Here is a 24,045-nt window from a genome sequence, read left to right on the forward strand (position 1 = left end):
CACCAGTAGATGCATTTGCATCCACTATTGCACACGATGCTCAAAGGTTCAAGTGTTTGTGAAGATTTAATCTTCCCCGGCGTGTCTGCGAGACTGGGAAGCATGTCCCGCGCCTCAATCCACCTCGTCCGTCATGGTGAAGTCTTCAATCCGGACGGCATTCTCTACGGCAGGCTGCCCGAATTCCATCTCTCGGACCTTGGCCGCGAAATGGCAGAGCGGGTAGCGCAGCACTTCCAGGAACGCCGGAACGACGGCGCGAAGCTGGTCTATCTGGTGGCCTCGCCGCTGACCCGGGCGCAGGAGACGGCGGCGCCGATTGCCCGTGCCCTCGATGTGGAAACAGTCACTGATGAGCGGATCCTGGAGGCGGAGAACCGGTTCGAGGGGCTGCCCGGGGTAAAACGGCAGCTGCGCAATCCCCGGTACTGGCCGCTGCTGCGCAATCCGATGAAGCCTTCCTGGGGTGAGCCGTATGCCCAGCAGGTGGACCGGGTGATGTCAGCCGTGCACGACGCACGGATCCGGGCCCTGGAACTGGGCGGCAGCGGCGCCGAAGCCGTCCTGGTCAGCCACCAGCTGCCCATCTGGGTCACCCGCCTGGCCGCCGAGGGCCGCCGGCTCTGGCATGATCCACGCAATCGTGAGTGCACACTTACCTCGGTGACTACCCTGGATTTCAATGACATGGAGCTCACCGGCGTCCGCTACGCCGAGCCGTCCGCGGACCTGCTGCCCGGTGCAGCGAACCTCCCGGGCGCATAATACAATTACTACGCGTTGTAGAAGTGGCCGCCCCCTGCCGCAATGAAAGCTGGAGCTCCGTGAAGAAACCAACAAGCGAATCACAGCCTGCTGCCATGCACCGCAGGTCCTTCCTGCGGCTTGGCGCCGGACTGGCAGTTGGCGTGCCCCTGGCGGCAGCCCTGGCCGCGTGCTCGGCGGATGATCCGCTGGCAGAGCAGGCCAAGGCCGGAGACAACAAGAACTACATTGCCGGTGACGGTTCGGTCACTGAATACGCTCCCTCCGAACGGGGCGAACCGGTTCGCCTCACCGGAACCCTCTTTGACGGCACGGAAGTCAGTGCCGCCGACTGGGCCGGCGACGTCGTCGTCCTGAACTTCTGGTACGCCGCCTGCGCGCCCTGCCGGAAGGAAGCACCGGACCTCGTGGAACTGCACGACACCTATGCTCCGGAGGGCGCACGCTTCTACGGCGTGAACATCCGCGACGAAGCCAAGACGGCCGAGGCCTTCGAACGGAATTTCGCCATTCCCTATCCCAGCTTCGAGGACCGCGACGGGGGAGTGCTGCTGGCCATGACCAGCTTCGTGCCCCCGCAGGCAGTTCCCACCACGCTGGTTCTTGACCGTGAGGGCCGGGTTGCCGCACGCATCCTGGGCCTGGCGGACAAGGGAACCCTCAAGACCCTTATCGCCGACGCGCTGGCCGCGTAGCCGACGTGCCGCCCGTGCTTCCCGCTGCCGCTGTGCCGGCAGCCAACGTCTTCGCCGAAACGATCCTGAACGGATCGATGCTTCTGGCGATCCCCGTTGCCGTGCTGGCCGGGCTGGTTTCCTTCCTTTCGCCCTGCATCCTTCCCCTGGTTCCCGGGTACCTGGGCTACGTAACGGGACTGTCCGGGGTGGACCTGGAGAACCAGCGCCGCGGCCGCATGTTCACGGGAATCGGACTTTTTGTCCTGGGTTTCTCCGTGGTCTTCGTCGCAATCGGCGCGGGCATCGGCCAGCTCGGGGCCTGGCTGCGTGGAGCTGAACAGGCCTGGATTCCGCAGGTGCTCGGGGTCCTGATTATCGTGATGGGCGTCATTTTCATGGGCGGCCTGTCCTGGTTCCAGCGCGACCGGAAAATCGAAGCGAAGCCGCCTGCAGGACTGTGGGGGGCACCGCTGCTGGGTATCACCTTCGGCCTTGGCTGGGCGCCGTGCATGGGCCCAACGCTCTCCGCCGTGCAGCTGCTCTCCTTCTCCGGAGACGATGCCTCCGCTGCCAAGGGCGCGCTGCTTACTTTTGTCTACTGCCTGGGCCTGGGGCTGCCGTTCCTGCTGATCGCCCTCGGCTTCCGGCGCGGCATGGGCGCGCTGGGCTTCTTCCGCCGCCACCGCGTGGCCATGCAGCGCTTTGGCGGCGGCATGCTGATTGCCCTGGGCCTGCTGATGGTCACAGGCACCTGGAACCTTTGGATCAACCAGCTCCAGGGCTGGCTGGACAGCGTGACCCTGCCGATCTGATGACTACACCTCCACATCCGTCCCCAGAGAACAATGAGAACCAGTTGAAACCTGAACCGGAGAGCGAAATGACGCCACAGTCTCCCGTGGAGAACACGGAAGCGGATACCGCTGGCCGCGCGGGAAACAAAGCTGACAACGACGTCGCCCTTCCCGCCCTGGGGCTGCGCGGCACCCTGCGCTGGGCCTGGACACAGCTCACCAGCATGCGCACCGCACTGTTCCTGCTGCTCCTCCTTGCCGTGGCAGCCGTGCCCGGCTCCCTGTTCCCGCAGCGCCCGGCAAACCCCGGGGCGGTCACGCAGTACATCCAGGACAACCCGGACACCGGGCCCTGGCTCGACCGGTTCCAGCTCTTCGACGTGTACTCCTCCGTCTGGTTCTCCGCGATCTACCTGCTGCTGTTCATCTCCCTGATCGGCTGCGTCATTCCCCGGGCCAAGGTCCACTGGAAGGCACTGCGCTCCAAGCCACCCCGCACACCGACCAGGCTCTCCCGGCTGCCCGAGTACGGCACCCTGGCCGTGCCTGCAGGCACGGGCCTGACCGCCGCTGACGCTGCCCGCGATGCCGCAGCCATCCTGCGCAAGCGGGGATACCGGGTTGAGACCCGTGACCTGGATGGAAACCGCCCCTCGGTTGGGGCTGAACGCGGCTTCGCCAAGGAAACCGGCAACCTGGTCTTCCACGTCTCCCTGATCGGGGTGCTGGCTTCAGTCGCCATCGGCGGGCTGCTGGGCTACAACGGCCAGCGCATCGTGGTTGAAGGCGATACCTTCGTTAACACCCTGGTTGGCTACGACACCTTCAGTCCCGGAACGAACTTCTCCGAATCACAGCTGAGCCCCTACTCGCTCACGCTGGACGAATTCGACGTCACCTTTGACCGGCAGCCCAACGGCAATGTGCAGCCCCTGGATTTCACTGCCAGCGTCACCGTGCAGGAGGACCCGGAGGATGAGCCCCGCCAGGAGACACTGAAGGTCAACGAGCCGCTGGTCATCGGCGGAACCAAGGTTTACCTGGTGGGCAACGGCTACGCCCCGGTCGTCACCGTCCGCGACGGCGACGGCGACATCGCCTTCCAGGGTCCGGTAGTCGGCGTTCCCACGGACGGTGTCTACACCTCCCTGATGGTCATCAAGGCCCCGGATGCAAAGCCGGACCAGCTCGGATTCGTTGGGTTCTTCCTGCCCACAGCCATGCTGGATTCAAACGGGGTGTCCTTCTCCGGGGACCCTGACCCGGTCAACCCCCAGCTGAACCTGAACTCCTACTACGGCGACCTGGGCCTGGACGACGGAGTACCCTCCAACGTCTTCGTCCTGGACACCGAGGACCTGACCGAACTGAACAACCGTGACCTTGATTCCGGCGGCATCGTCCTGGGCATGAACCAGAGCTACGACCTGCCGGAAGGCAAGGGCTCCATCAGCTTCGACGGTCTGCTGCGCTACGCAGCACTCGACGTGCACTATGACCCCGCGAAGATGGCAGTGGGCATCTTCTCGGCGCTCAGCCTCGCCGGACTCTCGGCGTCGCTGTTCATCGCACGCCGCCGGGTGTGGGTTCGTACCGGAACCGCCGATGATGGCCGCATAATGGTCGAGTACGGATTGCTGGCCCGGGGTGAAGACCCGCGGCTGGAAACTGAGGGTGAAGCACTGCGGACCCTGCTTGAAAAGAAGTGGCTGGCGGGCGCCCCCGCCGCAAACCCAGCGGAAGGCCCGGACACCCTGGCCGATGCATCAGTGGCCGGCAGCACCGGACGCACGGAAGAAACAGGTAAGGACTCCTAATGCCCTCCATTGACTACCAGCTCGCGGAATACAGCGATCTCTTCATGCTGCTGGCGGCGTTCACCTATACGGTCGCGCTGCTTGCCTTTGCGTGGGATCTGGCCAAGAGCAGCAAGACGCTAAAGGCAATCGACCAGAAGGCCGCCGTGCAGTCCGCTCCGAAGGTCATGGCGACCGCCGGAGCGCCGGGGGAGGGAGCGCCCACGGGGCCTGCGGACTCCAACCGCCAGTGGAACGCCGGCGAAGCCGTGACCGCCGATGATGCCATGGGATATTCCGGCCCGCGCCGCAATGCCGCCCGGGTCGCCGTCGCCCTCACCGCCCTGGGCACACTGATTCACGCAGCTGCCGTGGTGGCCCGTGGCCTGGCCGCGCACCGCGTGCCGTGGGGCAACATGTACGAGTTCTGCACCACCGGCGCACTGGTGGTCTCGCTGATCTTCCTGCTGGTGCTGCTGCGCCGTGACCTGCGCTTCCTCGGCACGTTCGTTGTCGGCCTGGTGCTGATCATGATGATGGCTGCGACCATCGGCTTCCCCACCCCGGTTGGGCACCTGATCCCGGCACTGCAGAGCTACTGGCTGATCATCCACGTCTCCGTCGCCGTCATCGCATCGGCACTCTTCACCCTGACCTTCGCCATGTCCGTGCTGCAGCTCCTGCAGGCCGACCGTGAGGCCAAGGCCCGCGCCGGTGCCAAGGAACGCTTTGCGTTCCTGAAGATCGTTCCCTCGGCGCAGTCCCTGGAGAACCTCTCCTACCGCATCAATGCCATCGCCTTCGTGCTCTGGACCTTCACCCTGATGGCCGGTGCCGTCTGGGCCGAGCAGGCCTGGGGCCGCTACTGGGGCTGGGACACCAAGGAAGTCTGGACCTTCGTGATCTGGGTTGTCTACGCCGGCTACCTGCACGCGCGCGCCACCCGCGGCTGGACCGGTACCCGTGCCGCCTGGCTCTCGATCGTCGGCTACCTCTGCGTGGTCTTCAACTTCACGATCGTCAACGTCTACTTCGCCGGTCTGCACAGCTACTCGGGCGTGTAGTACCAGCAGCGCTGAAACCCCGCTCCGGCTTGCGCCGGGGCGGGGTTTTGCTGTTTCAGGTGGGGTGCGGCCCGGGGCGGATCCCGGAGCCGATGTCGTGAGGCTGCGGAACGTGGTTAGGCATGCGGCCGTTTGCGCCGGACCCACTCCGCATGCGCTCTGAACGGTGCCAGACTGGGCCAATGAGTCACCGCGCAGGGTACAACCGGGGAGCAGCACTCGCCCGGGTCGGCACGTCTGGTCGTTCATGAAGCCCGCGGGCAAAGCCATCATCGCGCTGACCGCCTGCTGCATAGCGCAGTTCGTCCTGACGGTCAACGGCTCGATCATGAGCATCGTCCTTCCCGACATTGCGAGGGAGTTCGGCTCCTCGATGACGTTGCTGCAGTGGACGGTAGGAGTCTACGTCCTCGCTTTCGCGTGCCTCCTGACAGCGGCGGGCAACACAGCCGACCGGCTCGGCCGCCGCCGCATCCTGACCGCAGGACTCGCCGTAATTCTGGTCGGCTCCCTGATCTGCGCCCTGAGTCCCGATGTCGCCGTGCTCATCGCCGGGCGCGTGGTGGGCCGCGATTGGCGGTGTCGCCCTGGCCGCCGGACCCTTCATCGGCGGCGTGCTCAGCGAGTATTTCGGATGGCGCGGCGTGTTCTGGATGAGCGTCCCGGTCGCCCTCATCGGCCTGATCACGGTGCCGATCTCCGTCAAGGAGTCACGCAACCCCTCGCCTCAGCCGTTCGATGCCACCGGGCAGATCCTGCTGTCGGGGTTCCTCGCTGCGCTGGCCTTCGCGATGATCGAGGGCACGCAGCTTGGCTGGACTTCGGCGCCTATCCTGATCTCGCTCGGGGCCGCGGCTGTGCTCCTCACCGTCGGGCTGCTGCGTGCCCGGCGCCGGCCGGATCCCCTGATCCCGCTCCGGCTCTTCGCCGACCGCCCCTTCGTCCGGGCCTCGCGCACCTCGATCATCGGATTCGCCGCCGCCGCAGGCTTCTTCTACGTTGCCCCGCAGTATCTGCGCTCGATCCGCGGGGAGAGCGCGCTGGAGGCGGGTATCTTCCTCCTCCCGCTCGCGATCGCCGCTCTCGCTTCCGCCCAGCTGTCCGGGCGGATCGTCGCGGCCGGGCGGGCGGGCCAGGACCTGGTGGCGGGCGGAGTGGTCATGGCACTCGGTTCGGTGATGCTGCTGCTGTGGTCGGACGGCTCGCTGTGGGTGGTCGCGGCGGCGTTCATCATCTTCGGATTCGGCTACGGACTGCTCAACGATCCGCTCAGCGTGGAGGAGCTCGCATCGCTTCCCGACTCAGAGGCGGGCCTGGCTTCGTCGCTGTTCTCGACGTCGAAGCAGACCGGCCAGCTCTTCGGCATCGCGGCGGTGGGCACAATCCTGTCCGCGGCCTCGCCTGACTTCGCTTCGGCCTACCGCGATGCGGGCGGGTGGGGTTGGGCAGCGCTGGCAGTCTGCGGCGTCGCGGTCTCCGCCCTCAACGTCCCGTCCCTGGGAAGCCGCGCCAAGCCGATCCGCACCCGCACCACCACGACACCGGACGGGCCGTCCGCTAAAGGCGGCTAATTGCTGCTGGGCTTCTCGTCGTCGTTCTGCTTTGAACGCTTCTCACGGTCAGCGATTTCCTGCTCGCGGCGCTTCAGCTCTTCTTCCTTGGCCTTCTGGCGCCGGCGGATCTCCAGGTTGCGGAGGAACTCAGGATCATCGTCCGGAGCGGTGGGGCGCCGCGGGGCACGGGGCTTCGGCTCAGGTCCGTGTCCCGGACGGCCGAAGAGGAACCAGAGAATGGCACCGAGGACCGGCAGCAGCACGATTACCGCAATCCAGAAAGGTTTGGAGATGCTGCGCACTTCGTGGGCCCGGGACATAAGGCAGTCGATGACGGCGTAGATGATTACGGCTGCGACGACGATGACGCCGAGAAGTACGAAGCGGGGCATGCCCCCAGTGTAGTGGAGCCGGCTGGAGGCGGCCTGAATAGTTTCCAAAGGCACCTAATCCGTGCAATCCAGTTCCCTGCGCAAGCTGGGAAACCCCATCAGGGCTTACCCGTAGAATGGGCACGTGGCTTTCTGGAAATTTACCGCTCTCCGCCTTGGACTGGTGGCCGTCTTCTTCGTTGCAGGCATCTACCTGCAGCTGGGACTGGTGCTGTCCGCCATCGTCTCTGCCATCCTCGCCTGGTGCGTGACGTACCTGTTCTTCCGGGACATGCGGGACGCAGCAGCAGTTGGCCTGCAGAGCCGCTTCAGCGAAAAGACGCCGCAGTCGCGCAACCGTGCGGAACTGGATGACTCCGCCGCAGAGGACTCCCTGCACGACGCAAACCCGGACGTCACCATCGACGCCGACCGCAAGCCCCGCGAGAGCTGACACCCGCCCCTCCCTGCTAGGGTCGACGGACAGTCTTGTCCAGCGCCCGGCGCTGGACCGTGGCGGGGGAGCACATGGGGAACACTGAACTCAGGAATCACTCAGGGCAGAGCGGGGGCACCTACAACCGGCGCTGGCTGATTGGCGTGACTGCCGGGCCCCTGGCCGTTGGACTGGCTGCAGCCGCGTGGATGGCCACAGTGGCCGGCAGCCTTCCAGACCAGCTGGCCAGCCACTGGGGACCCGACGGCGTCGACGGGTACTCGTCCCTGTGGGGCATGGCAGCCGTTGCCGTTTTTGCCAGTGGCGGAACGGGAGCCGTCGTCGCCGGCCTCTCGGTCCTCACCCGCGGCTACTCTGCACTTCTCGCCCGCATCGGCGTCGGCTTTGGAATTGGCTTAGGGGTCCTGATGACGGGTCTGGCCGCCGCCGTCGTCGCCGGCCAGATTGGGCTTACCGATGCTTCGCAGGCCGAAATCCACGCCCCGCTGGTCTGGACCGCCTCCGCTGCCGGCTGCGCTGCCGGCGGCCTCTGCGGCTGGCTCTACCGCCCCGCGGAGACTGACCGGACACCCAGCCCGGAGACAGCGGCCGTCGACTCCGCAGCCGCCAGCCAAGATTCATCCCTCGCCGCCGGGGCGAGCCTGGCTGCCGCGAACGGGGAAAGCCTGACCATCAGGATTTCCATGGGACCGGCACAGTGGCTGGTCAGTCTGGGAACAGGCGCGGTGGTTGCGCTCAGCCTGGTTTTCATCCATCCGGCCCTCGCCCTGCTGGGGATCCCAGCCGCAGCGCTGCTGTGGGTCTTCTGTTCGGGCGAGGCAGTGATTGACGACGCCGGTGTGCGGGTTCTGGCGGGCGGCTTCTGGAAGCTGATGCCGCTGGCACACCGGGAGATCAGCCGTGCGTCCGTGCAGGACATCCAGGCAATGGACTTTGGCGGGTGGGGATACCGGATCAGCGCCGCCGGCACGGGTTTCATTCTGCGCAGCGGCCCGGCACTGGTCCTGACCGACGGGTCCAGGCAGCGGTTCGTGATCTCAATGCCCGACGCCGTGACGGCAGGACGAGCCTGCGCACTGGTGAATGCCTACCACGCTGGCCCTGGGGATGATTCCGCTGCACCTGCGGTCTGAAATACCGTGGAACTGCGCGGTTTGCCCATTTTGGGCCCCTAAGCGTCGCTAGGGTTACGGCTATGCAATCCATCCTCGCCGGTGCACGGCGCTGGGCAGCTCCCGCCGCTGCCGCAGTCTTTTTCATCCTGTGGTGCGTGGGAGAAGCGGGCCGTATGGGTCCGGCGGTCGGCCTTCTGCCCATGTACTGGCCCGGAGCCGTGCCGTTGATTGTGCTGACTGCGGCGATCGCTGTTGCCGTCCGCTGGCCGGTGCTGTCCCTTTCTCTTACGGCACTGCTCCTTGCAGGCCAGCTCCTACACGTGGTGCCTCCAATGCAATCCACCCATTGGGCGATCTATCTTGGGTCCTTTGTTTCCTTAGGGTTGACCGCCTGGACAGGAACGCGCCGAATCAGGATCATCGCCGTCACGGCCAACACTGGCTTCGCCGCGGTCATGACTTTCCTGATGCTCTCCTGGCGCCACGGGGCGGGGGTGGGCTGGTTCCCGGCGCTGTACATGGGCGACAGAGCCACCCTGACAACCTTTGGGCCGCAGCTGTTCTTCATGCTGGAGCTCATTGCCGCGGGATGCTTCGTCGTTGGCCTGCTGCTCGCTCTGGTCCAGGAGCGAGGGAGGCTGTTCCTGGCCCGTGACCTGGCCCAGTCCACGCTGAAGGACCGGGAGATCGATTTGGTAGTGGAGCAGGAACGGACGCGCATTTCACGCGACCTGCACGATGTCCTTGCGCATTCGCTGGCAGTCATCGCAGCACAGGCGGACGGCGCGCGCTATTCGGTGAAGGACCAGCCCGAGCCGGTCCTCAAGGCCCTTGAAGCCATTTCCTCCTCCGCCCGGAGCGCGCTGGTCGACGCCCAGCGGGTGATCGAGGGAGTCGAGGATGACGGGATGAGGGCACCGCAGCCGAAGATGGACGACATAGCCGGTTTGATCGAGGGCATGCGCAGCAGCCTGGACATCCTTGAGGGCACGTCCGGAACGCCCGTCGAACTCTCCACCGGCCAGCAGCTGGCTGTGTTCCGCATTGTCCAGGAATGCCTGACGAATGCGCTGAAACACGGCGGACGCGGTACTGCGGTTCGAATCCACTTCGACTGGAGCGGCCCCGGGACTGACCGTGCACGCGGCATCGGACCCGGCACGTCACCAGCGGCCACCGGAAGATACTGCTGAGCGGGGGACCGGCCGGGGAATCCCCGGAATGCGTGAGCGTGCGCACCTTGCCGGAGGCTGGCTCACCGCAGGCCCGGACGGAGAACAGTTCCGGGTCACCCTGTTCCTGCCGTACGGGACGGCGGACAACCGGCCGGCCGCAGGCGCCGTGCTGGAAGACCCCGATTCCGGCGAGCCCGGATCCGGACATACCACGGGGCTGGCGCTGGACAGCGGAGCCCGGGAGGAGAAGCAGGATGCCTGAATCAACCGCCCGAATCTCCGTTGCCCTGGTCGATGACCAGCCGCTGTTCCTGGCCGGTATCCGGATGCTGGTGGAGAGCCAGAAGGACATGGTCTTCCGCTGGGAAGCCGGAGAAGGCATGCAGGCTGTCCAGCTCGCAGCCGAACAGCGTCCCGACGTGATTCTGATGGACCTGAGGATGCCGGTGCTGGACGGTGTTGAGGCCACCCGCCGGATCGTCGCGGAAGCCGAAAGCGCAGGAACTGAACCACCCCGGATCATTGCGCTGACCACATTCAACCGTGACCAGGCCGTTGTCCAGGCAGTTCAGGCCGGGGCCAGCGGGTACCTGCTCAAGAGTGCCGAGCCGGAGTTCCTCCTCGCAGCGATCCGGACGGTCCATACGGGCTACTCGGTGATCGCTCCGGGATCCATCCACTCGCTGTTCGAACATGCTGCCCGCAGCGCCCCGCCGCGGGAACCGGATCTTTCTGTCCTCCAGGTGCTCTCGGCGCGGGAACGCGACGTGTTCCTGCTCGCAGCCAAAGGGCTAAGCAACAATGAGATTGCACAAAACCTTTTTGTCTCCGAGGCCACCGTAAAGTCCCATCTGCGGAACGTGCTGGACAAGCTCGAGCTGCGTACCCGGATCCAGCTTGTGTCCTTCGCACATGAGCGCCGGCTGCTGGGCAGCTGAGGTGCAGGCTGCGAATCCCGCACCGGCGAAGCGGCGGCGTTCCGGGGGCCACCTCGGGGTGCTGGCGGCGGGTATCCACGCTGCCTCCTGGCTTGCCGCCGGAGGAGTCATGGCGGCGTCTTCTGCCGGCGCAGGCAGTGCGGGCGGCTGGACCCAGGCAGCCTGGGTGGTCATCCTCATCGTGCTGCTGGGGTCCGCGGCGCTGCTCCTGGGCATGATCCTCGGCGTCGTCCGTTCCTGCCCGCCGGATCCCGGACGGAAACCAATCCCGCCGCAGTCAGGCCAGCAGCCGCGTCAGGACCAGGGACAAACCGTAGATCATGCTAAAGCCAAGGTTGATCAGGCCGGTCTGCTTTAGCACCGGGATCAGGCTGCGGCGCTTCTTGCCCTTGAGCATCAGCCAGCTCGGCATCAGGCATGCCGGGATGAGCAGCAGGACCAGCAGCACCCACGGGTAGTCGGCCACCAGGAGCAGCGGGAGCAGCAGCGCCAGTGCCAGCATCATCACGTAACTGATGCGGGCGGCGTCGTCGCCCAGCCGCACCGCGAGGGTCCGCTTGCCCGATTCACGGTCGGTGGGAATGTCCCGGACGTTGTTGGCCATCAGCAGCGCCGTGGCAATCAGGCCGGTGGAGACAGCACCGATCCAGGCCGCGGCATTCACCTGGCCGGCCTGCGTGTAGGTGGTGCCCAGCGTGGCAACGAGGCCGAAGAAGACGAAAACGAAGACGTCGCCGAGGCCCATGTATCCGTACGGGTTCCGTCCCCCGGTGTAGCCCCAGGCAGCTGCAATACAGCCCACGCCGACCAGGAGCAGGAACCATGCCTGGGAGAGGACCACCAAGGCGAGCCCGGCGGCCATGGCCAGGCCGAAACACAGGAACGCCGCGTACTTCACGGACTTGGCGCGGGCAGCGCCGGAACCTGTGAGCCGCAGCGGGCCAACCCGGTTGTCATCCGTGCCGCGCACGCCGTCGGAATAGTCGTTCGCGTAGTTCACGCCCACCTGCAGCAGGATCGCCACCAGGGCCGCAAGCAGTGCATTGAGCCAGCGGAAGGATCCGAGGTCGAACGCGGCCGCGGAACCGATAATCACCGGAGCAACCGCCATCGGAAGCGTCCGGGGGCGTGCCCCCTCGAACCATTGCGCCGCTGTGGCCACAGTCAATTCCTTCTTCGTTAGCTCTTTTGCTGATGCTTCCCGGCAGGAACCGGCCTGCCGGCCAGCTACATTCTCCCGCACCGCCGCCGGGAGTGCGAAAACGCCCCGCCCGCGCGTTGACGGGGAAGGGAGGGCTGCTAGCCGCGGGCGGCGGCCAGCAGCTGGCGTACAGCCAGCCGGTCGGTCTTGCCGCCGGGCAGCAGGGGAAGGCGTTCGAGCTCCACCACTACCTTCGGCACGGCAGGCGCACCGAGCGCGGAACGGACGGCGCTGCGCAGCCGGCCGGTGTCCACGGAGCCGACGACGACGATCCCCACTACGGCGCCCCACTCCGCGTCTTCCAGCCCCATCGCCACGGCCTGGTGCACCTCGGGGAGCTGCTCCGCAGCGGCAGCCACCGCGGCACCGGAAACCTTCACGCCGCCGGTGACAATGACGTCGTCCAGCCGTCCGGAGACCGAGACGATGCCGTCTGCGGATACCGAACCCGTGTCATCGGTGCGGAACCAGCGCTTGCCGGAATGGAACGCAAAACGCTCAGCACTCAGCTCAGGGGCACCCAGGTAACCGTCGGCCAGCATGTCCCCGGCGATCCAGAGCCGGCCCTGGTCTTCCTGGACCTCGACGCCGGGCAGCGGAACGCCGTCGTACACGCAGCCCCCGGCGGTCTCACTCATGCCGTAGGTGCGCACCACCTTCAGCCCCGACTCCTTCGCCTGTGCCAGCAGCGCCGGGCTGGCGGCCGCACCGCCGAGCAGGATGGTGTCGAACCGGCGCAGCACGGCGAGCGTGTCCGGAGCCGGATCGGTGAGCAGCCGGTGCAGCTGGGTGGGCACCAGTGAGGTGAGCCGGGTCCGGTCGGTCATGGCCTGGGCGGCGGTCGTAAACGCTTCGGGGCTGAAGGGCGCGCCGGTGTCCATCAGCACCGGTTCGGTTCCGGCGTAGAGGGAGCGCACCAGCACCTGGACGCCGGCAATGTAATGGACGGGCAGGGCCAGCAGCCACTGGCCGTCCTTCCCCAGGTGCATCGCGGTGGCCATGGAGGAGGCTGCGAGCGCGTCCGTGCTGAGCATTGTCTGCTTGGGCGTGCCGGTCGACCCGGAAGTGCTGATGACCAGCGCGACGTCGTCATTGGTCAGTTCCCCGGTAAAGGTCTGCGCCGGGTCGGCATGCGGGGCGACGGCGGGGCCTTCCCCGGCCAGCGCAGCGGCCAGCGGCGGCAGCAGGTCGCCGGCGTTGAATCCGGCCGGTGTGTGGACGGGAAGAAGTTCCATGACGTCCTAGAAGTAGTAGGGGAAGTTGGACCAGTCCGGGTCCCGTTTCGCCAGGAACGCTTCCTTGCCCTCCACCGCCTCGTCCGTCATGTAGGCCAGCCGGGTCGCTTCGCCGGCGAAGACCTGCTGGCCGGCCAGACCGTCGTCGGCCAGGTTGAAGGCGAACTTGAGCATGCGGATGGCCTGCGGCGACTGCCGGGCAATGTCCGCGGCGTATTCAAGCGCCGTCTTTTCAAGGTTTTCGTGGTCCACGGCTTCGTTGACGGCACCCATGGCCACCATGTCTTCGGCGGAGTATTCGCGGGCCAGGAAGAAGATCTCCCGTGCGCGTTTCTGGCCGATCTGCCGGGCCAGCAGCGCCGAGCCGTAGCCGGCGTCGAAGCTTCCCACGGTGGCATCGGTCTGCTTGAACTTTCCGTACTGGCGGGAGGCGATGGTCAGGTCCGCCACCACGTGCAGGCTGTGCCCGCCGCCGGCTGCCCAGCCGTTGACGACGGCGATAACCACCTTGGGCATGGTGCGCATCAGCCGCTGCACTTCCAGGATGTGCAGCCGCCCGGCGCGGGCCGGGTCAATGGTCTCCTGGGTTTCGCCCTCTGCATACCGGTAGCCGTCCCGGCCGCGGATCCGCTGGTCGCCCCCGGAGCAGAAGGAATGCCCGCCGTCCTTGGGGGAGGGGCCGTTGCCGGTGAGCAGGACGGTGGCGACGTCGGGCGTCATGCGGGCGTGGTCCATGGCCCGGTACAGCTCATCCACGGTGCCCGGGCGGAACGCGTTGCGCACCTCGGGCCGGTTGAAGGCGATCCGCACGGTGGGCAGGTCGCGCACGACGGCGCCGTCGGCGTCGCGCTCCACCTGCCGGTGGTACGTCATGTCAGTGAAGTCGTCGAAGCCGCCAACCACCCTCCACTGCATGGGATCGAAGATGTCAGAGACCTGCTCGGGAAGTTGTGTGCTCACGCATCGAGTTTATCGCGGCCGCAAAACCCGGCCCCCGGGGCCGGCAGCGGCGGCATCTTCGCCTGGGCCGGACCAGAATCCGCCTGCATGCTGTTGGCTCCGGAGCCCGGCGCGTAGCTTGAAGAAATGGCTAGCAGCTCCGTGACGGGGACAGACGGCCCCGCTTCCGATGCACTCCTGAAACTCGGCAGGTTCTTTACCCGCTGGGATGAGACGTCCGACGGCCGTGCTGTCTTCCGTGAAGGCGGACGGAAGGGCGACGCGTTCTACCGGAACCGGTGGAGCCACGACAAGGTGGTCCGTTCCACGCACGGGGTGAACTGCACCGGGTCCTGTTCCTGGAAGGTCTACGTCAAGGACGGGATCATCACCTGGGAAGCGCAGGAAACGGACTATCCCACAGTGGGTCCGGACCGGCCGGAATACGAACCGCGCGGCTGTCCGCGCGGCGCCGCGTTCTCCTGGTACACCTATTCGCCCACCCGCGTGCGCTACCCCTACATCCGCGGCGTGCTGCTTGAAATGTACCGGGAAGCCAAACGCGCTTCCGGCGGCGATCCGGTGCTGGCGTGGGAAGTCCTGGTGGCTGATCCCGAGAAGCGCCGCACCTGGCAGCAGGCCCGGGGCAAAGGCGGGCTGGTGCGGTCCAGCTGGCAGGAAGCCGTGGAAATGACTGCGGCCGCGCACGTTGCCACGATCAAGAATTTCGGCCCGGACCGCTGCACCGGGTTCTCCCCGATCCCGGCGATGTCCATGGTCTCCCACGCTGCGGGGGCACGGTTCATCAACCTGATCGGCGGGGTGATGAACAGCTTCTATGACTGGTACGCGGACCTGCCCGTCGCCTCCCCGCAGGTCTTCGGTGACCAGACGGACGTGCCGGAATCCGGGGACTGGTGGGACGCGACCTACCTGATGATGTGGGGCTCCAACATTCCCGTGACCCGCACCCCGGACGCGCACTGGATGGTGGAAGGACGCTACCGCGGAACCAAGGTGGTCTCCGTCAGCCCGGACTATGCGGACAACACCAAGTTCGCCGACGAGTGGCTGCCGGTGCAGGCCGGGTCCGACGCTGCCATGGCGATGGCCATGGGGCATGTGATCCTCAAGGAGAACTTCGTGGACCGGCGGGTGCCGTTCTTCGAGGACTACGTGCTGCAGTACACGGACCTGCCGTTCCTGGTCACCCTGGTGGACGGACCCGGCGGGACCACCGTGCCCGGCAAGTTCCTCACCGCACAGGACCTGGGCGGCGGAGAGGCTTCGGCCGCCGACGCCGCGTTCAAGACCGTGCTGCTGGACCGGGCCACCGGTGCGCCTGTGGTGCCCAACGGATCGCTGGGCTTTCGGTACAACGACGCCGACGCCGGCAAATGGAACCTGGACCTTGGCGGCGTGGTGCCCGCGCTGTCCCTGGGCGACGCCGCCGGCTGGAGCGGGACCATATCCGGGGTGGACCTGCCGGTGTTCTCCGATCCCTCCGGCACCGGGACCGTGGTGCACCGCGGCGTGCCGGTGGCCCAGGTCGCCGGGAAGAAGGTCACCACGGTCTTTGACCTGATGCTGGCCCAGTACGGGGTGGGCCGGGACGGGCTGCCCGGCGACTGGGCCGCAGGGTACGACGACGCCGCCACCGCCTACACGCCGGCCTGGCAGGAGGAGCTGACCTCCGTCAAACCCTCGGCGGTGATCCGCACCGCCCGGGACTTCGCGGCCAACGCTGAAAAGTCCCGTGGCCGGTCCATGATCATCCTCGGTGCCGGGATCTGCCAGTGGTACCACGGGGACGTGACCTACCGGGCGATCCTGGCCATGCTGATGCTCACCGGCTGCGAGGGACGCAACGGCGGCGGCTGGGCGCACTACGTGGGCCAGGAGAAGTGCCGGCCCATCACCGGCTGGGCCGCAATGGCCTCGGCAGGGGACTGGAACCGTCCGCCGCGCTTTATGATCGGCACCGCGTTCTGGTACATGCACACGGACCAGTTCCGCTCCGACGGCTACTCCACGGACGGCGTGCAGTCCCCGCTGGCGGAAGGCCACCTGCGCGGCATGCACTCGGCGGACGTGATCGCCAAGTCCACCCGGATGGGCTGGATGCCGTTCTTTCCGCAGTTTGATGCGAAGAACTCTCTGGACGTGGCAGACGAGGCGGCGGCCGGCGTCGAACGCGGGGAAGCCGAAACACCGGCCCGCTGGGTGGCAGACCGGCTGAAGGACGGGCAGCTGCGGTTCGCGGTGGAGGACATTGACGCGCCGGAGAACTGGCCGCGCACCCTCATCCTCTGGCGGTCCAACCTGCTTGGGTCCTCGGCCAAGGGCGAGGAGTACTTCCAGAAACACCTGCTCGGCACGCTGAACAACGTGCTGGGCACCGACCACGGCGACGCCCGGCCGAAGGACGTGGTGTGGCGGGAAGAAGCACCGCAGGGCAAACTCGACCTGCTGGTTTCCGCCGACTTCCGGATGACCAGCTCCACCCTGCTTTCCGACGTCGTGTTCCCGGCCGCCACCTGGTACGAGAAATACGACCTCTCCTCCACAGACATGCACCCGTACGTGCACGCGTTCACCCCGGCGATCCCCGCGCCCTGGGAAGCGAAATCGGACTTCGAGCTGTTCCGGCTGCTCTCCGTGGAGTTCTCCCGGCAGGCTGCCACGCACCTGGGCGTCCGGAACGACCTGGTGGCCACCGCCCTGACCCACGACACTCCGGGGGAGATCGCCCAGCCCGGCGGCCATGCCCCGGACTGGAAAGGCACGGACATTCCGGCGGTGCCGGGGAAGAACATGCCCAGCCTCGCCGTCGTCGAACGGGATTACACGGCCATCGCGGACAAGTTCACGGCCATGGGCCCGCTGGCGGAAAAGCTGGGGTTCACCACCAAATACGTCACCTACAAGGTGGACAAGCAGGTGCGGCAGCTAGCGCAGAAACACGGTGTCTTCGATTCCGGTGCCGCCCGCGGCAGGCCCGCGGTGGACACCGATGCCCGGATGGCGGAGGCAATCCTGCTCTTCTCCGGCACCACCAACGGGGAACTGGCCGTCCAGGGCTTCGAGACCCTGGAACAGCGCACCGGCACGCCGCTGGCTGACCTGGCGGTCGGCGCGGAAGACAAAATCATCACCTTCCGCGACACCCAGGACCGCCCGACGCCGGTGATCACCTCCCCGGAATGGTCCGGTTCGGAGTCCGGCGGCAGGCGCTACGCCCCGTTCACCATCAACATTGAACGGCTTAAGCCCTTCCACACCCTGACCGGGCGGATGCACTTCTTCCTGGACCACGACTGGATCCGGGACATGGGGGAGGCGCTGCCGGTGTTCCGGCCGCCGCTGGACATGCACCGGCTCTTCGGGGAACCCCAGCTGGGCACCCGGGGCGAGCTGTCCGTGGCCGTGCGGTACCTGACCCCGCACAACAAGTGGTCCATTCACTCGGAATACCAGGACAACCTCTTTATGCTCTCGCTTTCCCGCGGCGGCACGGCAGTGTGGATGAGCCCGCAGGACGCGGAACTGATCCAGGTCGCGGACAACGACTGGGTGGAATGCGTGAACACCAACGGGGTGCTGGTGGGCCGGGCCATCGTCTCCAGCCGGATGCCCGCCGGGGTGGTGTACGTCCACCACGCCCAGGAGCGCATTATCGATACCCCCAAGTCCGAGGCCACCGGGCGGCGCGGCGGAATCCACAACTCGGTTACACGCATTCTGGTCAAGCCCAGCCACATGATCGGCGGCTACGCCCAGCTGTCCTGGGCCTTCAACTACCTGGGCCCCACGGGCAACCAGCGGGACATAGTCTCCGTGGTCCGCCGGCGCTCGCAGGAGGTGAATTTCTGATGAGGATCATGGCGCAGACGGCAATGGTCATGGCACTGGACAAGTGCATTGGCTGCCACACCTGTTCGGTGACGTGCAAGCAGGCGTGGACCAACCGGGCAGGCACCGAATACGTGTGGTTCAACAACGTTGAGACCCGGCCCGGCCAGGGGTATCCGCGGCGCTGGGAAGACCAGGAGAAATGGCGCGGCGGATGGGAAGTGAACCGGCGCGGGAACCTCAGGCTGAAGTCGGGCGGACGGGCCGCGAAGCTCTTTGGCCTCTTCGCCTCTCCGGTGCAGCCCGAACTGAGCGACTACTACGAGCCCTGGACCTACGACTACGAGAACCTCATCCAGGCACCGGCCGGCAGCGATTTCCCGGTGGCCCGGCCCAAGTCCCTGATTACCGGGCAGAACATGAAGATCGAATGGTCGGCGAACTGGGATGACAATCTGGGCGGTGCTCCGGAGCGGGCGCAGCAGGACCCGGTGGTGGAGAAGCTCCGCCGGGACGCCGAGGAGAAGGTCAAGTTCGAGTTCGACCAGACGTTCATGTTCTACCTGCCGCGGATCTGCGAGCACTGCCTCAACCCGTCCTGCATGGCCTCCTGCCCCTCCGGAGCCATCTACAAACGGGAGGAAGACGGGATTGTGCTGGTGGACCAGGACCGCTGCCGCGGGTGGCGGCAGTGTGTCACCGGCTGCCCGTACAAGAAGATGTATTTCAACCACCGCTCCGGCAAGGCGGAGAAGTGCACGTTCTGCTATCCCCGGATCGAAGTGGGGCTGCCCACCGTGTGCGCGGAGACCTGCGTGGGCCGGCTGCGGTACATCGGCATTTTCCTGTACGACGCCGACCGCGTCACCGAGGCGGCGGCCACACCTAACGAGCAGGACCTGTACGAGGCCCAGCTGGACCTGATGATGGATCCGAACGATCCGGAAGTCATCGCCGCCGCCCGGGCCGAAGGCATCCCCGAGGACTGGCTGGACGCAGCCCGCCGGTCACCGGTGTACGCCCTGGCCAAGGAACTGCGCGTGGCGCTGCCGCTGCATCCTGAATACCGGACCATGCCCATGGTCTGGTACGTCCCGCCGCTGTCCCCGATCGTGGACGTGCTCAAGGAACAGGGGCACGACGGCGAGGACGCCTCCAACCTGTTCGGCGCCATTGAGGCGCTGCGCATCCCGGTTGAATACCTCGCGGAACTGTTCACCGCAGGGGACGCGGACCTGGTGACGGCGGTATTGCGAAAACTGGCTGCCATGCGCGCCTACATGCGCAACATCACCCTCGGCGACGCCCCGGACGAATCGATTGCCACGGATGTGGGCATGACCGGCGAATCAATCGTCCGGATGTACCGCCTCATGGCCGTGGCCAAGTACGAGGAGCGGTACGTCATCCCCAGCGCCCACCTGGAGGACGCCCACAACCTGGAAGAGATTGGCTGCTCGCTGGACACCGACGGCGGGCCCGGCATGGGCCAGACCGGGGTGTTCGGGGAGGCCTCAGGGCGGCCCATGCCAGTTGCGGTGGAGAACTTCGCAGCCCTCGAGGCCAGGCAGCAGGGGGATGACCCGGCCGGAAACCGGGACATGACCGGGCGGGTGAACCTGCTGAACTGGGACGGCCGGGGATCCCCGCGCGGGCTGTTCCCGCCCGGGCAGGGCAACGGGGGCGAGCGCCCATGAGCCTGCTGGAGAAGCTGCTGGGCAAACCCGGCAAGGGCACCATGGCCCCGGAAGCCTATGCGGACAGCAATCCCCGGCGCAGCGCCCTCGTCCGCCAGGCGGCCTCGCTGCTGCTGCAATATCCGGATGAGGACCTGCTGGCGTCGCTGCCGCTGCTGCGCACCTCACTGGCCGAAGCCGGGGCGCTGACCCCGGGTATGGAGGAGCTTTTGAACTGGTTCTCCGCACGGCCCCTGCCTGCCCTGCAGAGCAGCTACGTCCAGGAGTTCGACCTCTCCAAACGGCACAGCCTGCACCTGACGTACTGGACCGACGGCGACACCCGGCGGAGAGGCCAGGCGCTCGCGGCCTTCAAGGAGGTCTACCGGGAGCACGGCATGCTCCCGGAGGGCACGGAACTGCCGGACTACCTTCCGCTGGTCCTGGAGTTCGCAGCCAAAGTGTCCCCGGCGGACGGCTATGAGCTGCTCCAGCGCTACCGGCCGTCCCTGGAACTGCTGCGCCTGGCGCTGCGGGACGCGGACCTGCCCCACACCCATGTGCTGGCCCTGGTCTGCTCCACCCTCCCCGGTGTCTCACCGGAAGACGCCCAGACCGTGATGCGCACCGCGGGCTACGGTCCGCCCACCGAGTCCGTGGGCCTTGAACCGTACAGCTCCCGGCTGCTGCCCCTGTCCGAAAGGAACCGGCCATGAGAAGCGCCGTGATGCTGCCTGCCGGGCCGTCCGCCTCCCTGCCCGCGGATGTCGCCCCGCCGGAGAACGTCCAGGTCACCCTGGGCGACGTCATGCTCTGGGGCGTGCTGCCCTACGTGGTGATCGCCGTCCTGGTCCTGGGGTCAATCTGGCGGTACCGGTATGACCAGTTCGGCTGGACCACGCGGTCTTCCCAGCTCTACGAAGCCCGCATCCTGCGCATCGCCTCCCCGCTGTTCCACTTCGGGATCCTGGCGGTGATCGCCGGGCACTTCATCGGCCTGGTGATTCCGCAGTCCTGGACCAAGGAGGCAGGCATTTCCGAGGGCCTGTACCACGCCATGGCCCTGGGGATCGGGCTCATTGCCGGCATTGGAACCATGGTGGGCGTGGTCATGCTGATCTACCGCCGGCGCACCACCGGACCTGTGTTCATGGCCACCACCCGCAACGACAAGCTGATGTACATCGTCCTGGTCGCGGCGCTGTTCGCCGGGCTGGCCACCACCCTGATTTCGGTGTTCGATCCCAACATCACCGACTACCGCGAAACCGTCTCGCCGTGGTTCCGGTCCATCTTTATCTTCCAGCCGGACATTGCAGCGATGACCGCCGCGAGCCTGTCCTTCAAGATCCACACCCTGTGGGGCCTGGCGCTGTTCGCGATCTGGCCCTTCACCCGGCTGGTGCACGCGTTCACCGCGCCGCTGCAGTACATCTTCCGCCCGTACATCGTTTACCGCTCCCGCGGGAAGCGGAAGGCACCCGGGGCGGTGCCCCCGCGCCGCGGCTGGGCTCCGGTCGGCACGCCGGACCGGGACCGCAGGGGCGTTCCCCCGCAGTAAGGACCACGGAGAGGACAGCCATGGCATCGGCACCATCCGCATCTGCCGCCCCGGACTTGAAGTCGGGACAGCTGCTGAACCTGATCACGGCCACCCTGGCCTCCACCGTGGGCTTCTGGGCCTGGACCATCATCGGTCCGCTCTCCGCCCGCTACACCCAGTCCCTGGACCTGAATCCTTCCCAGGCTTCCATCCTGGTGGCCATGCCCATCCTGGTGGGTTCCCTGGCCCGGATTCCGGTGGGCGCCTGGACCGACCGGTACGGCGGCCGGCGCATGTTCACGCTCGTCCTGGGCGTCACTGCGCCCCTGGTCCTGCTCACCGCGCTCGCCGGTGAATCGGGCAGCTACGCCCTGCTGATCATCGTCGCCTTTTTCCTCGGCATCGCCGGCACCGTCTTCGCGATCGGGATTCCATTCTGCTCCGCCTGGTATGACCGCAGCCGGAAAGGCTTCGCCACCGGGGTCTTCGGCGCCGGCATGGTGGGCACAGCAGTGTCCGCGTTCTTTACGCCCCGGCTGGTTGCCGGCGTCGGGTATTTCAACGCCCACCTGATCATTGCCGGGGTGGTGGCGCTGATGGCCGTGATCAGCTGGCTGGTGCTCCGCGAATCCCCGGCCTGGAGCCGTCCCACCGAACCGACACTGCCCAAGATCCGGCACGCGTTTACGCTGAAGGCCACCTGGCAGCTGTGCTTCCTTTACGGCATAGTCTTCGGCGCATTCGTGGCGTTCTCCAACTACCTCCCCACCTATCTGGGCAACGTCTATAACTGGGACGCCACGGACGCGGGGACGCGGACGGCAGGCTTCGCCGTCGCCGCGGTGATCGCCCGGCCCATCGGCGGAACCATAGCGGACCGGGTCGGCCCCAAGATCGTGACGCTTATTTCCTTTGCCGGCACCGTGGTCCTGGCCATGGTGGTGGCCTTCCAGCCCAGCCAGGAGCGGGTCTACGGAACGGCGTTCCTGCTCATGGCGGTCTTCCTTGGGCTGGGTACCGGCGGAGTCTTCGCCTGGGTGGGGCGGGCCGCCCCGCCGAAGGACGTGGGCACCGTCGGCGGGATCATTGCCGCCGCCGGAGGGCTGGGCGGCTACTTCCCGCCGCTGGTCATGGGAGCAACCTACGACGCCGAGAACTCCAGCTACTTTGTGGGCCTCACCCTGCTGGCGGTCTTCGCGGCGCTGGCCCTGCTGCTGACCTTCACGGTGCGCAACGGCGGAAGAACCGACGAAAGGCTCGCTTCGCAGCCGCAGGCCTAGGCCCGAAGCGGGTCCGGAGTAGAGTCGGACGATGGGTGCAACAGAGCTGATCCTCATCCGTCACGGCGAGAGCGCCGGCAACGTCGCCGCGACACATGCCCAGCGCACCGGTGCCGAAGTGATCGACGTCGGGCTCCGCGACCCGGACGTACCGCTGAGCAGTGACGGAGAGCGGCAGGCGGTGGCGCTGGGTGCCTGGCTGGCTTCCCTGCCCGGCGAAGAGCGGCCGGACTCCGTCTGGTGTTCGCCGTACCTGCGGGCCCGCCAGACAGCCGAACTGGCCGGACTGTCCCCGTTCCGGGTGGACGAGCGGCTGCGGGACCGCGAACTGGGAATCCTTGACCTGCTGACCTCCCGGGGGGTCGCCGCACGCTATCCGGTGGAAGCAGAACGCAAACAGTGGCTGGGGAAATTCGCCTACCGTCCGCCGGGCGGAGAATCCTGGGCGGACGTCGCCCTGCGGCTGCGCTCGCTGCTGCGGGACCTGGACGACGCCGAGGACGGGCACCGCGTCGCCGTGGTCTGCCATGACGCGGTGATCCTGCTGCTGCGGTACGTCTGTGAGGGCCTGCTGGAAGCCGAACTGCTGGACATCGCCTCGGCGAACAGTGTGCGCAACGGGTCAATTACCCGCCTGGTGCGTCCCTCCGGCACCGGTTTCTGGAACGTGGCAGCCTTCAACGGCGTGGACCATCTGGCCGCGGGCGGCGCCCCGGTCACCGAGCATGCAGGAGATGAAAATGTCCACCCGCGCTGAGCTGGTCACCCCCGCGCTGCTGCGCTCCTGGCAGGTATCCCGCGACGCCGAAGGGAAGGACGACCGCGGGACGGTCCTGGTGATCGGCGGTGCCCGCCGGACGCCCGGAGCCGCGATTCTCACCGGCAGGACGGCGCTGCGGGCCGGCGCCGGGCGGCTGACCCTCGCCGTGGCCGAAGCAGCCGCCGTCGCCTCCGCCGTTTCGCTGCCCGAGTGCGGCACCGTCGGGCTCCCGGAAAACGGCGGGCGGATCAACGGCAAAGCTGCGGCCGACGCGCTGGGCACCGACCTGGAAACCGCGGACGTCCTGGTGGTGGGCCCCGGGCTGGACAACGCCGAGGACACCGCGGACCTGCTGCGCAGCATCAGCTCCGGAATCCCGAAGGAAGCATCAGTAGTGCTGGACGCCTACGCCCTTGGCGTCCTGCCGGGGCTGCCCGAACTGCGGGAACTGCTCTCCGGCCGGCTGGTGCTCACCCCCAACCGCACGGAGGCCGCACGCCTGCTGGACACCGGTGAGGTGGAGGACGCCGACGCCGCTGCCCTGGAAATCGCCCGCCGATACGGCGCTGTGGTCACGAGCAAGGGACGGATCACCGCCCCCGACGGACGTGCCTGGGAGGTCCCGGCCGGCAACCCCGGCCTGGCAACTTCCGGCAGCGGAGACGTCCTGGCCGGAGCCGTGGCAGGATTCCTGGCCCGCGGAGCCTCCCCGGACCAGGCTGCCTGCTGGGGAACGTACCTGCACGCCGCCGCGGGGGACAGGCTTTCTTCCTCGAAGGGGCCGCTGAGTTTCCTGGCGAGCGAACTGCTTGAGGCCATGCCCTCGGTGATGACGGAACTGACGGTCTAGGGCC

General features: G+C 67.0%; 22 protein-coding genes and 1 pseudogene. 19 read left to right on the top strand and 4 right to left on the bottom strand.

Annotated elements, in window-relative coordinates; all coding sequences use genetic code 11:
• Positions 1-102: 102 nt before the first annotated feature.
• The 6 genes and pseudogenes from NGB94_RS15545 to NGB94_RS15570 all read left to right on the top strand — a co-directional run bounded on the left by NGB94_RS15545 (position 103) and on the right by NGB94_RS15570 (position 6,667).
• Positions 103-765, top strand: a complete 663-nt coding sequence (locus tag NGB94_RS15545; protein ID WP_325791598.1) for a histidine phosphatase family protein — start codon at positions 103-105, stop codon at positions 763-765.
• A 95-nt stretch (positions 766-860) separates the two neighbouring features.
• Complete coding sequence (locus NGB94_RS15550) at positions 861-1,460, top strand: TlpA disulfide reductase family protein (protein ID WP_325791599.1); 600 nt, start codon at positions 861-863, stop codon at positions 1,458-1,460.
• Between the two features lie 77 nt (positions 1,461-1,537).
• Entirely contained in the window at positions 1,538-2,254 is a 717-nt protein-coding gene (locus NGB94_RS15555; RefSeq protein ID WP_325791636.1) for a cytochrome c biogenesis CcdA family protein, read from the top strand.
• Between the two features lie 68 nt (positions 2,255-2,322).
• Entirely contained in the window at positions 2,323-4,053 is a 1,731-nt protein-coding gene (resB, locus tag NGB94_RS15560; protein ID WP_325791600.1) for a cytochrome c biogenesis protein ResB, read from the top strand.
• The gene (gene ccsB, locus NGB94_RS15565; protein WP_325791601.1) at positions 4,053-5,096 is read left to right on the top strand and encodes a c-type cytochrome biogenesis protein CcsB; all 1,044 of its coding nucleotides are present in this window, start codon (positions 4,053-4,055) and stop codon (positions 5,094-5,096) included. Before resB ends, ccsB begins: the two co-directional genes overlap by 1 nt.
• Before the next feature lie 328 nt (positions 5,097-5,424).
• Positions 5,425-6,667 (top strand): annotated as a pseudogene (locus NGB94_RS15570) (MFS transporter).
• Here NGB94_RS15570 and NGB94_RS15575 read toward each other — a convergent pair.
• A complete protein-coding gene (locus tag NGB94_RS15575; protein WP_325791603.1) occupies positions 6,664-7,041 on the bottom strand; it encodes a PLD nuclease N-terminal domain-containing protein in 378 nt (125 codons plus the stop codon). The pseudogene NGB94_RS15570 and the gene NGB94_RS15575 overlap by 4 nt on opposite strands.
• Positions 7,042-7,165: 124 nt before the next feature.
• Between NGB94_RS15575 and NGB94_RS15580 the strand changes: the two genes are divergently transcribed.
• The 6 genes from NGB94_RS15580 to NGB94_RS15605 all read left to right on the top strand — a co-directional run bounded on the left by NGB94_RS15580 (position 7,166) and on the right by NGB94_RS15605 (position 11,063).
• Positions 7,166-7,474 (top strand): DUF4229 domain-containing protein, encoded by a 309-nt coding sequence (locus NGB94_RS15580; RefSeq protein WP_325791604.1) that lies wholly within the window; start codon positions 7,166-7,168, stop codon positions 7,472-7,474.
• Between the two features lie 74 nt (positions 7,475-7,548).
• Positions 7,549-8,610, top strand: a complete 1,062-nt coding sequence (locus tag NGB94_RS15585) for a hypothetical protein (RefSeq protein ID WP_325791605.1) — start codon at positions 7,549-7,551, stop codon at positions 8,608-8,610.
• 62 nt (positions 8,611-8,672) lie between these two features.
• Positions 8,673-9,785, top strand: a complete 1,113-nt coding sequence (locus NGB94_RS15590; RefSeq protein WP_325791606.1) for a sensor histidine kinase — start codon at positions 8,673-8,675, stop codon at positions 9,783-9,785.
• Between the two features lie 28 nt (positions 9,786-9,813).
• Positions 9,814-10,029: a hypothetical protein gene (locus tag NGB94_RS15595; RefSeq protein ID WP_325791607.1), complete on the top strand. Its 216-nt coding sequence runs from the start codon at positions 9,814-9,816 to the stop codon at positions 10,027-10,029.
• Complete coding sequence (locus tag NGB94_RS15600; protein WP_325791608.1) at positions 10,022-10,705, top strand: response regulator transcription factor; 684 nt, start codon at positions 10,022-10,024, stop codon at positions 10,703-10,705. The genes NGB94_RS15595 and NGB94_RS15600 overlap by 8 nt, the downstream gene beginning before the upstream one ends.
• Positions 10,680-11,063, top strand: a complete 384-nt coding sequence (locus NGB94_RS15605) for a hypothetical protein (protein WP_325791609.1) — start codon at positions 10,680-10,682, stop codon at positions 11,061-11,063. Before NGB94_RS15600 ends, NGB94_RS15605 begins: the two co-directional genes overlap by 26 nt.
• On the opposite strand, the gene NGB94_RS15610 is transcribed toward NGB94_RS15605, so the two are convergent.
• The 3 genes from NGB94_RS15610 to NGB94_RS15620 all read right to left on the bottom strand — a co-directional run bounded on the left by NGB94_RS15610 (position 10,983) and on the right by NGB94_RS15620 (position 14,101).
• On the bottom strand, positions 10,983-11,867 hold the full coding sequence (locus NGB94_RS15610; protein ID WP_325791610.1) for a 1,4-dihydroxy-2-naphthoate polyprenyltransferase: 885 nt from the start codon (positions 11,865-11,867) through the stop codon (positions 10,983-10,985). The two genes, NGB94_RS15605 and NGB94_RS15610, sit on opposite strands and share 81 nt — an antisense overlap.
• 137 nt (positions 11,868-12,004) lie before the next feature.
• Complete coding sequence (locus tag NGB94_RS15615) at positions 12,005-13,141, bottom strand: AMP-binding protein (protein ID WP_325791612.1); 1,137 nt, start codon at positions 13,139-13,141, stop codon at positions 12,005-12,007.
• A 6-nt stretch (positions 13,142-13,147) separates the two neighbouring features.
• Positions 13,148-14,101, bottom strand: coding sequence for a 1,4-dihydroxy-2-naphthoyl-CoA synthase (locus NGB94_RS15620; protein ID WP_325791613.1), 954 nt, complete (start codon positions 14,099-14,101; stop codon positions 13,148-13,150).
• Positions 14,102-14,227: 126 nt separating this feature from the next.
• Here NGB94_RS15620 and NGB94_RS15625 point away from each other — a divergent pair, with 126 nt between their 5' ends.
• From NGB94_RS15625 to NGB94_RS15655, 7 genes are read left to right on the top strand one after another with little or no spacing between them, the layout of a single operon-like run.
• Positions 14,228-17,953 carry a nitrate reductase subunit alpha gene (locus tag NGB94_RS15625; protein ID WP_325791614.1) on the top strand — a complete coding sequence of 1,242 codons (3,726 nt, stop codon included), beginning with the start codon at positions 14,228-14,230 and terminating at the stop codon, positions 17,951-17,953.
• Complete coding sequence (gene narH, locus NGB94_RS15630) at positions 17,953-19,629, top strand: nitrate reductase subunit beta (RefSeq protein ID WP_325791615.1); 1,677 nt, start codon at positions 17,953-17,955, stop codon at positions 19,627-19,629. The genes NGB94_RS15625 and narH overlap by 1 nt, the downstream gene beginning before the upstream one ends.
• The gene (gene narJ, locus NGB94_RS15635; RefSeq protein WP_325791616.1) at positions 19,626-20,324 is read left to right on the top strand and encodes a nitrate reductase molybdenum cofactor assembly chaperone; all 699 of its coding nucleotides are present in this window, start codon (positions 19,626-19,628) and stop codon (positions 20,322-20,324) included. The genes narH and narJ overlap by 4 nt, the downstream gene beginning before the upstream one ends.
• Positions 20,321-21,169 carry a respiratory nitrate reductase subunit gamma gene (gene narI, locus NGB94_RS15640; RefSeq protein ID WP_418910668.1) on the top strand — a complete coding sequence of 283 codons (849 nt, stop codon included), beginning with the start codon at positions 20,321-20,323 and terminating at the stop codon, positions 21,167-21,169. The genes narJ and narI overlap by 4 nt, the downstream gene beginning before the upstream one ends.
• Positions 21,170-21,189: 20 nt before the next feature.
• Positions 21,190-22,431 (top strand): nitrate/nitrite transporter, encoded by a 1,242-nt coding sequence (locus NGB94_RS15645; RefSeq protein WP_325791617.1) that lies wholly within the window; start codon positions 21,190-21,192, stop codon positions 22,429-22,431.
• Positions 22,432-22,462: 31 nt separating this feature from the next.
• The gene (locus NGB94_RS15650; protein WP_325791618.1) at positions 22,463-23,188 is read left to right on the top strand and encodes a histidine phosphatase family protein; all 726 of its coding nucleotides are present in this window, start codon (positions 22,463-22,465) and stop codon (positions 23,186-23,188) included.
• Positions 23,172-24,041 carry an NAD(P)H-hydrate dehydratase gene (locus NGB94_RS15655; RefSeq protein ID WP_325791619.1) on the top strand — a complete coding sequence of 290 codons (870 nt, stop codon included), beginning with the start codon at positions 23,172-23,174 and terminating at the stop codon, positions 24,039-24,041. Before NGB94_RS15650 ends, NGB94_RS15655 begins: the two co-directional genes overlap by 17 nt.
• The last annotated feature ends 4 nt before the right edge of the window (positions 24,042-24,045 follow it).

It is taken from the genome of Arthrobacter koreensis, from assembly GCF_035792275.1.
Classification (GTDB): domain Bacteria; phylum Actinomycetota; class Actinomycetes; order Actinomycetales; family Micrococcaceae; genus Arthrobacter_B; species Arthrobacter_B koreensis_A.

Bases quoted from the DNA above. Each gene is read 5' to 3' on its own strand.
- NGB94_RS15545 (WP_325791598.1), top strand. From the start codon at position 103: ATGTCCCGCGCCTCAATCCACCTCGTCCGTCATGGTGAAGTCTTCAAT.
- NGB94_RS15550 (WP_325791599.1), top strand. From the start codon at position 861: ATGCACCGCAGGTCCTTCCTGCGGCTTGGCGCCGGACTGGCAGTTGGC.
- NGB94_RS15555 (WP_325791636.1), top strand. From the start codon at position 1,538: ATGCTTCTGGCGATCCCCGTTGCCGTGCTGGCCGGGCTGGTTTCCTTC.
- resB (WP_325791600.1), top strand. From the start codon at position 2,323: ATGACGCCACAGTCTCCCGTGGAGAACACGGAAGCGGATACCGCTGGC.
- ccsB (WP_325791601.1), top strand. From the start codon at position 4,053: ATGCCCTCCATTGACTACCAGCTCGCGGAATACAGCGATCTCTTCATG.
- NGB94_RS15575 (WP_325791603.1), bottom strand. From the start codon at position 7,041: ATGCCCCGCTTCGTACTTCTCGGCGTCATCGTCGTCGCAGCCGTAATC.
- NGB94_RS15585 (WP_325791605.1), top strand. From the start codon at position 7,549: ATGGGGAACACTGAACTCAGGAATCACTCAGGGCAGAGCGGGGGCACC.
- NGB94_RS15590 (WP_325791606.1), top strand. From the start codon at position 8,673: ATGCAATCCATCCTCGCCGGTGCACGGCGCTGGGCAGCTCCCGCCGCT.
- NGB94_RS15595 (WP_325791607.1), top strand. From the start codon at position 9,814: ATGCGTGAGCGTGCGCACCTTGCCGGAGGCTGGCTCACCGCAGGCCCG.
- NGB94_RS15600 (WP_325791608.1), top strand. From the start codon at position 10,022: ATGCCTGAATCAACCGCCCGAATCTCCGTTGCCCTGGTCGATGACCAG.
- NGB94_RS15605 (WP_325791609.1), top strand. From the start codon at position 10,680: ATGAGCGCCGGCTGCTGGGCAGCTGAGGTGCAGGCTGCGAATCCCGCA.
- NGB94_RS15615 (WP_325791612.1), bottom strand. From the start codon at position 13,141: ATGGAACTTCTTCCCGTCCACACACCGGCCGGATTCAACGCCGGCGAC.
- NGB94_RS15625 (WP_325791614.1), top strand. From the start codon at position 14,228: ATGGCTAGCAGCTCCGTGACGGGGACAGACGGCCCCGCTTCCGATGCA.
- narH (WP_325791615.1), top strand. From the start codon at position 17,953: ATGAGGATCATGGCGCAGACGGCAATGGTCATGGCACTGGACAAGTGC.
- narJ (WP_325791616.1), top strand. From the start codon at position 19,626: ATGAGCCTGCTGGAGAAGCTGCTGGGCAAACCCGGCAAGGGCACCATG.
- narI (WP_418910668.1), top strand. From the start codon at position 20,321: ATGAGAAGCGCCGTGATGCTGCCTGCCGGGCCGTCCGCCTCCCTGCCC.
- NGB94_RS15645 (WP_325791617.1), top strand. From the start codon at position 21,190: ATGGCATCGGCACCATCCGCATCTGCCGCCCCGGACTTGAAGTCGGGA.
- NGB94_RS15650 (WP_325791618.1), top strand. From the start codon at position 22,463: ATGGGTGCAACAGAGCTGATCCTCATCCGTCACGGCGAGAGCGCCGGC.
- NGB94_RS15655 (WP_325791619.1), top strand. From the start codon at position 23,172: ATGTCCACCCGCGCTGAGCTGGTCACCCCCGCGCTGCTGCGCTCCTGG.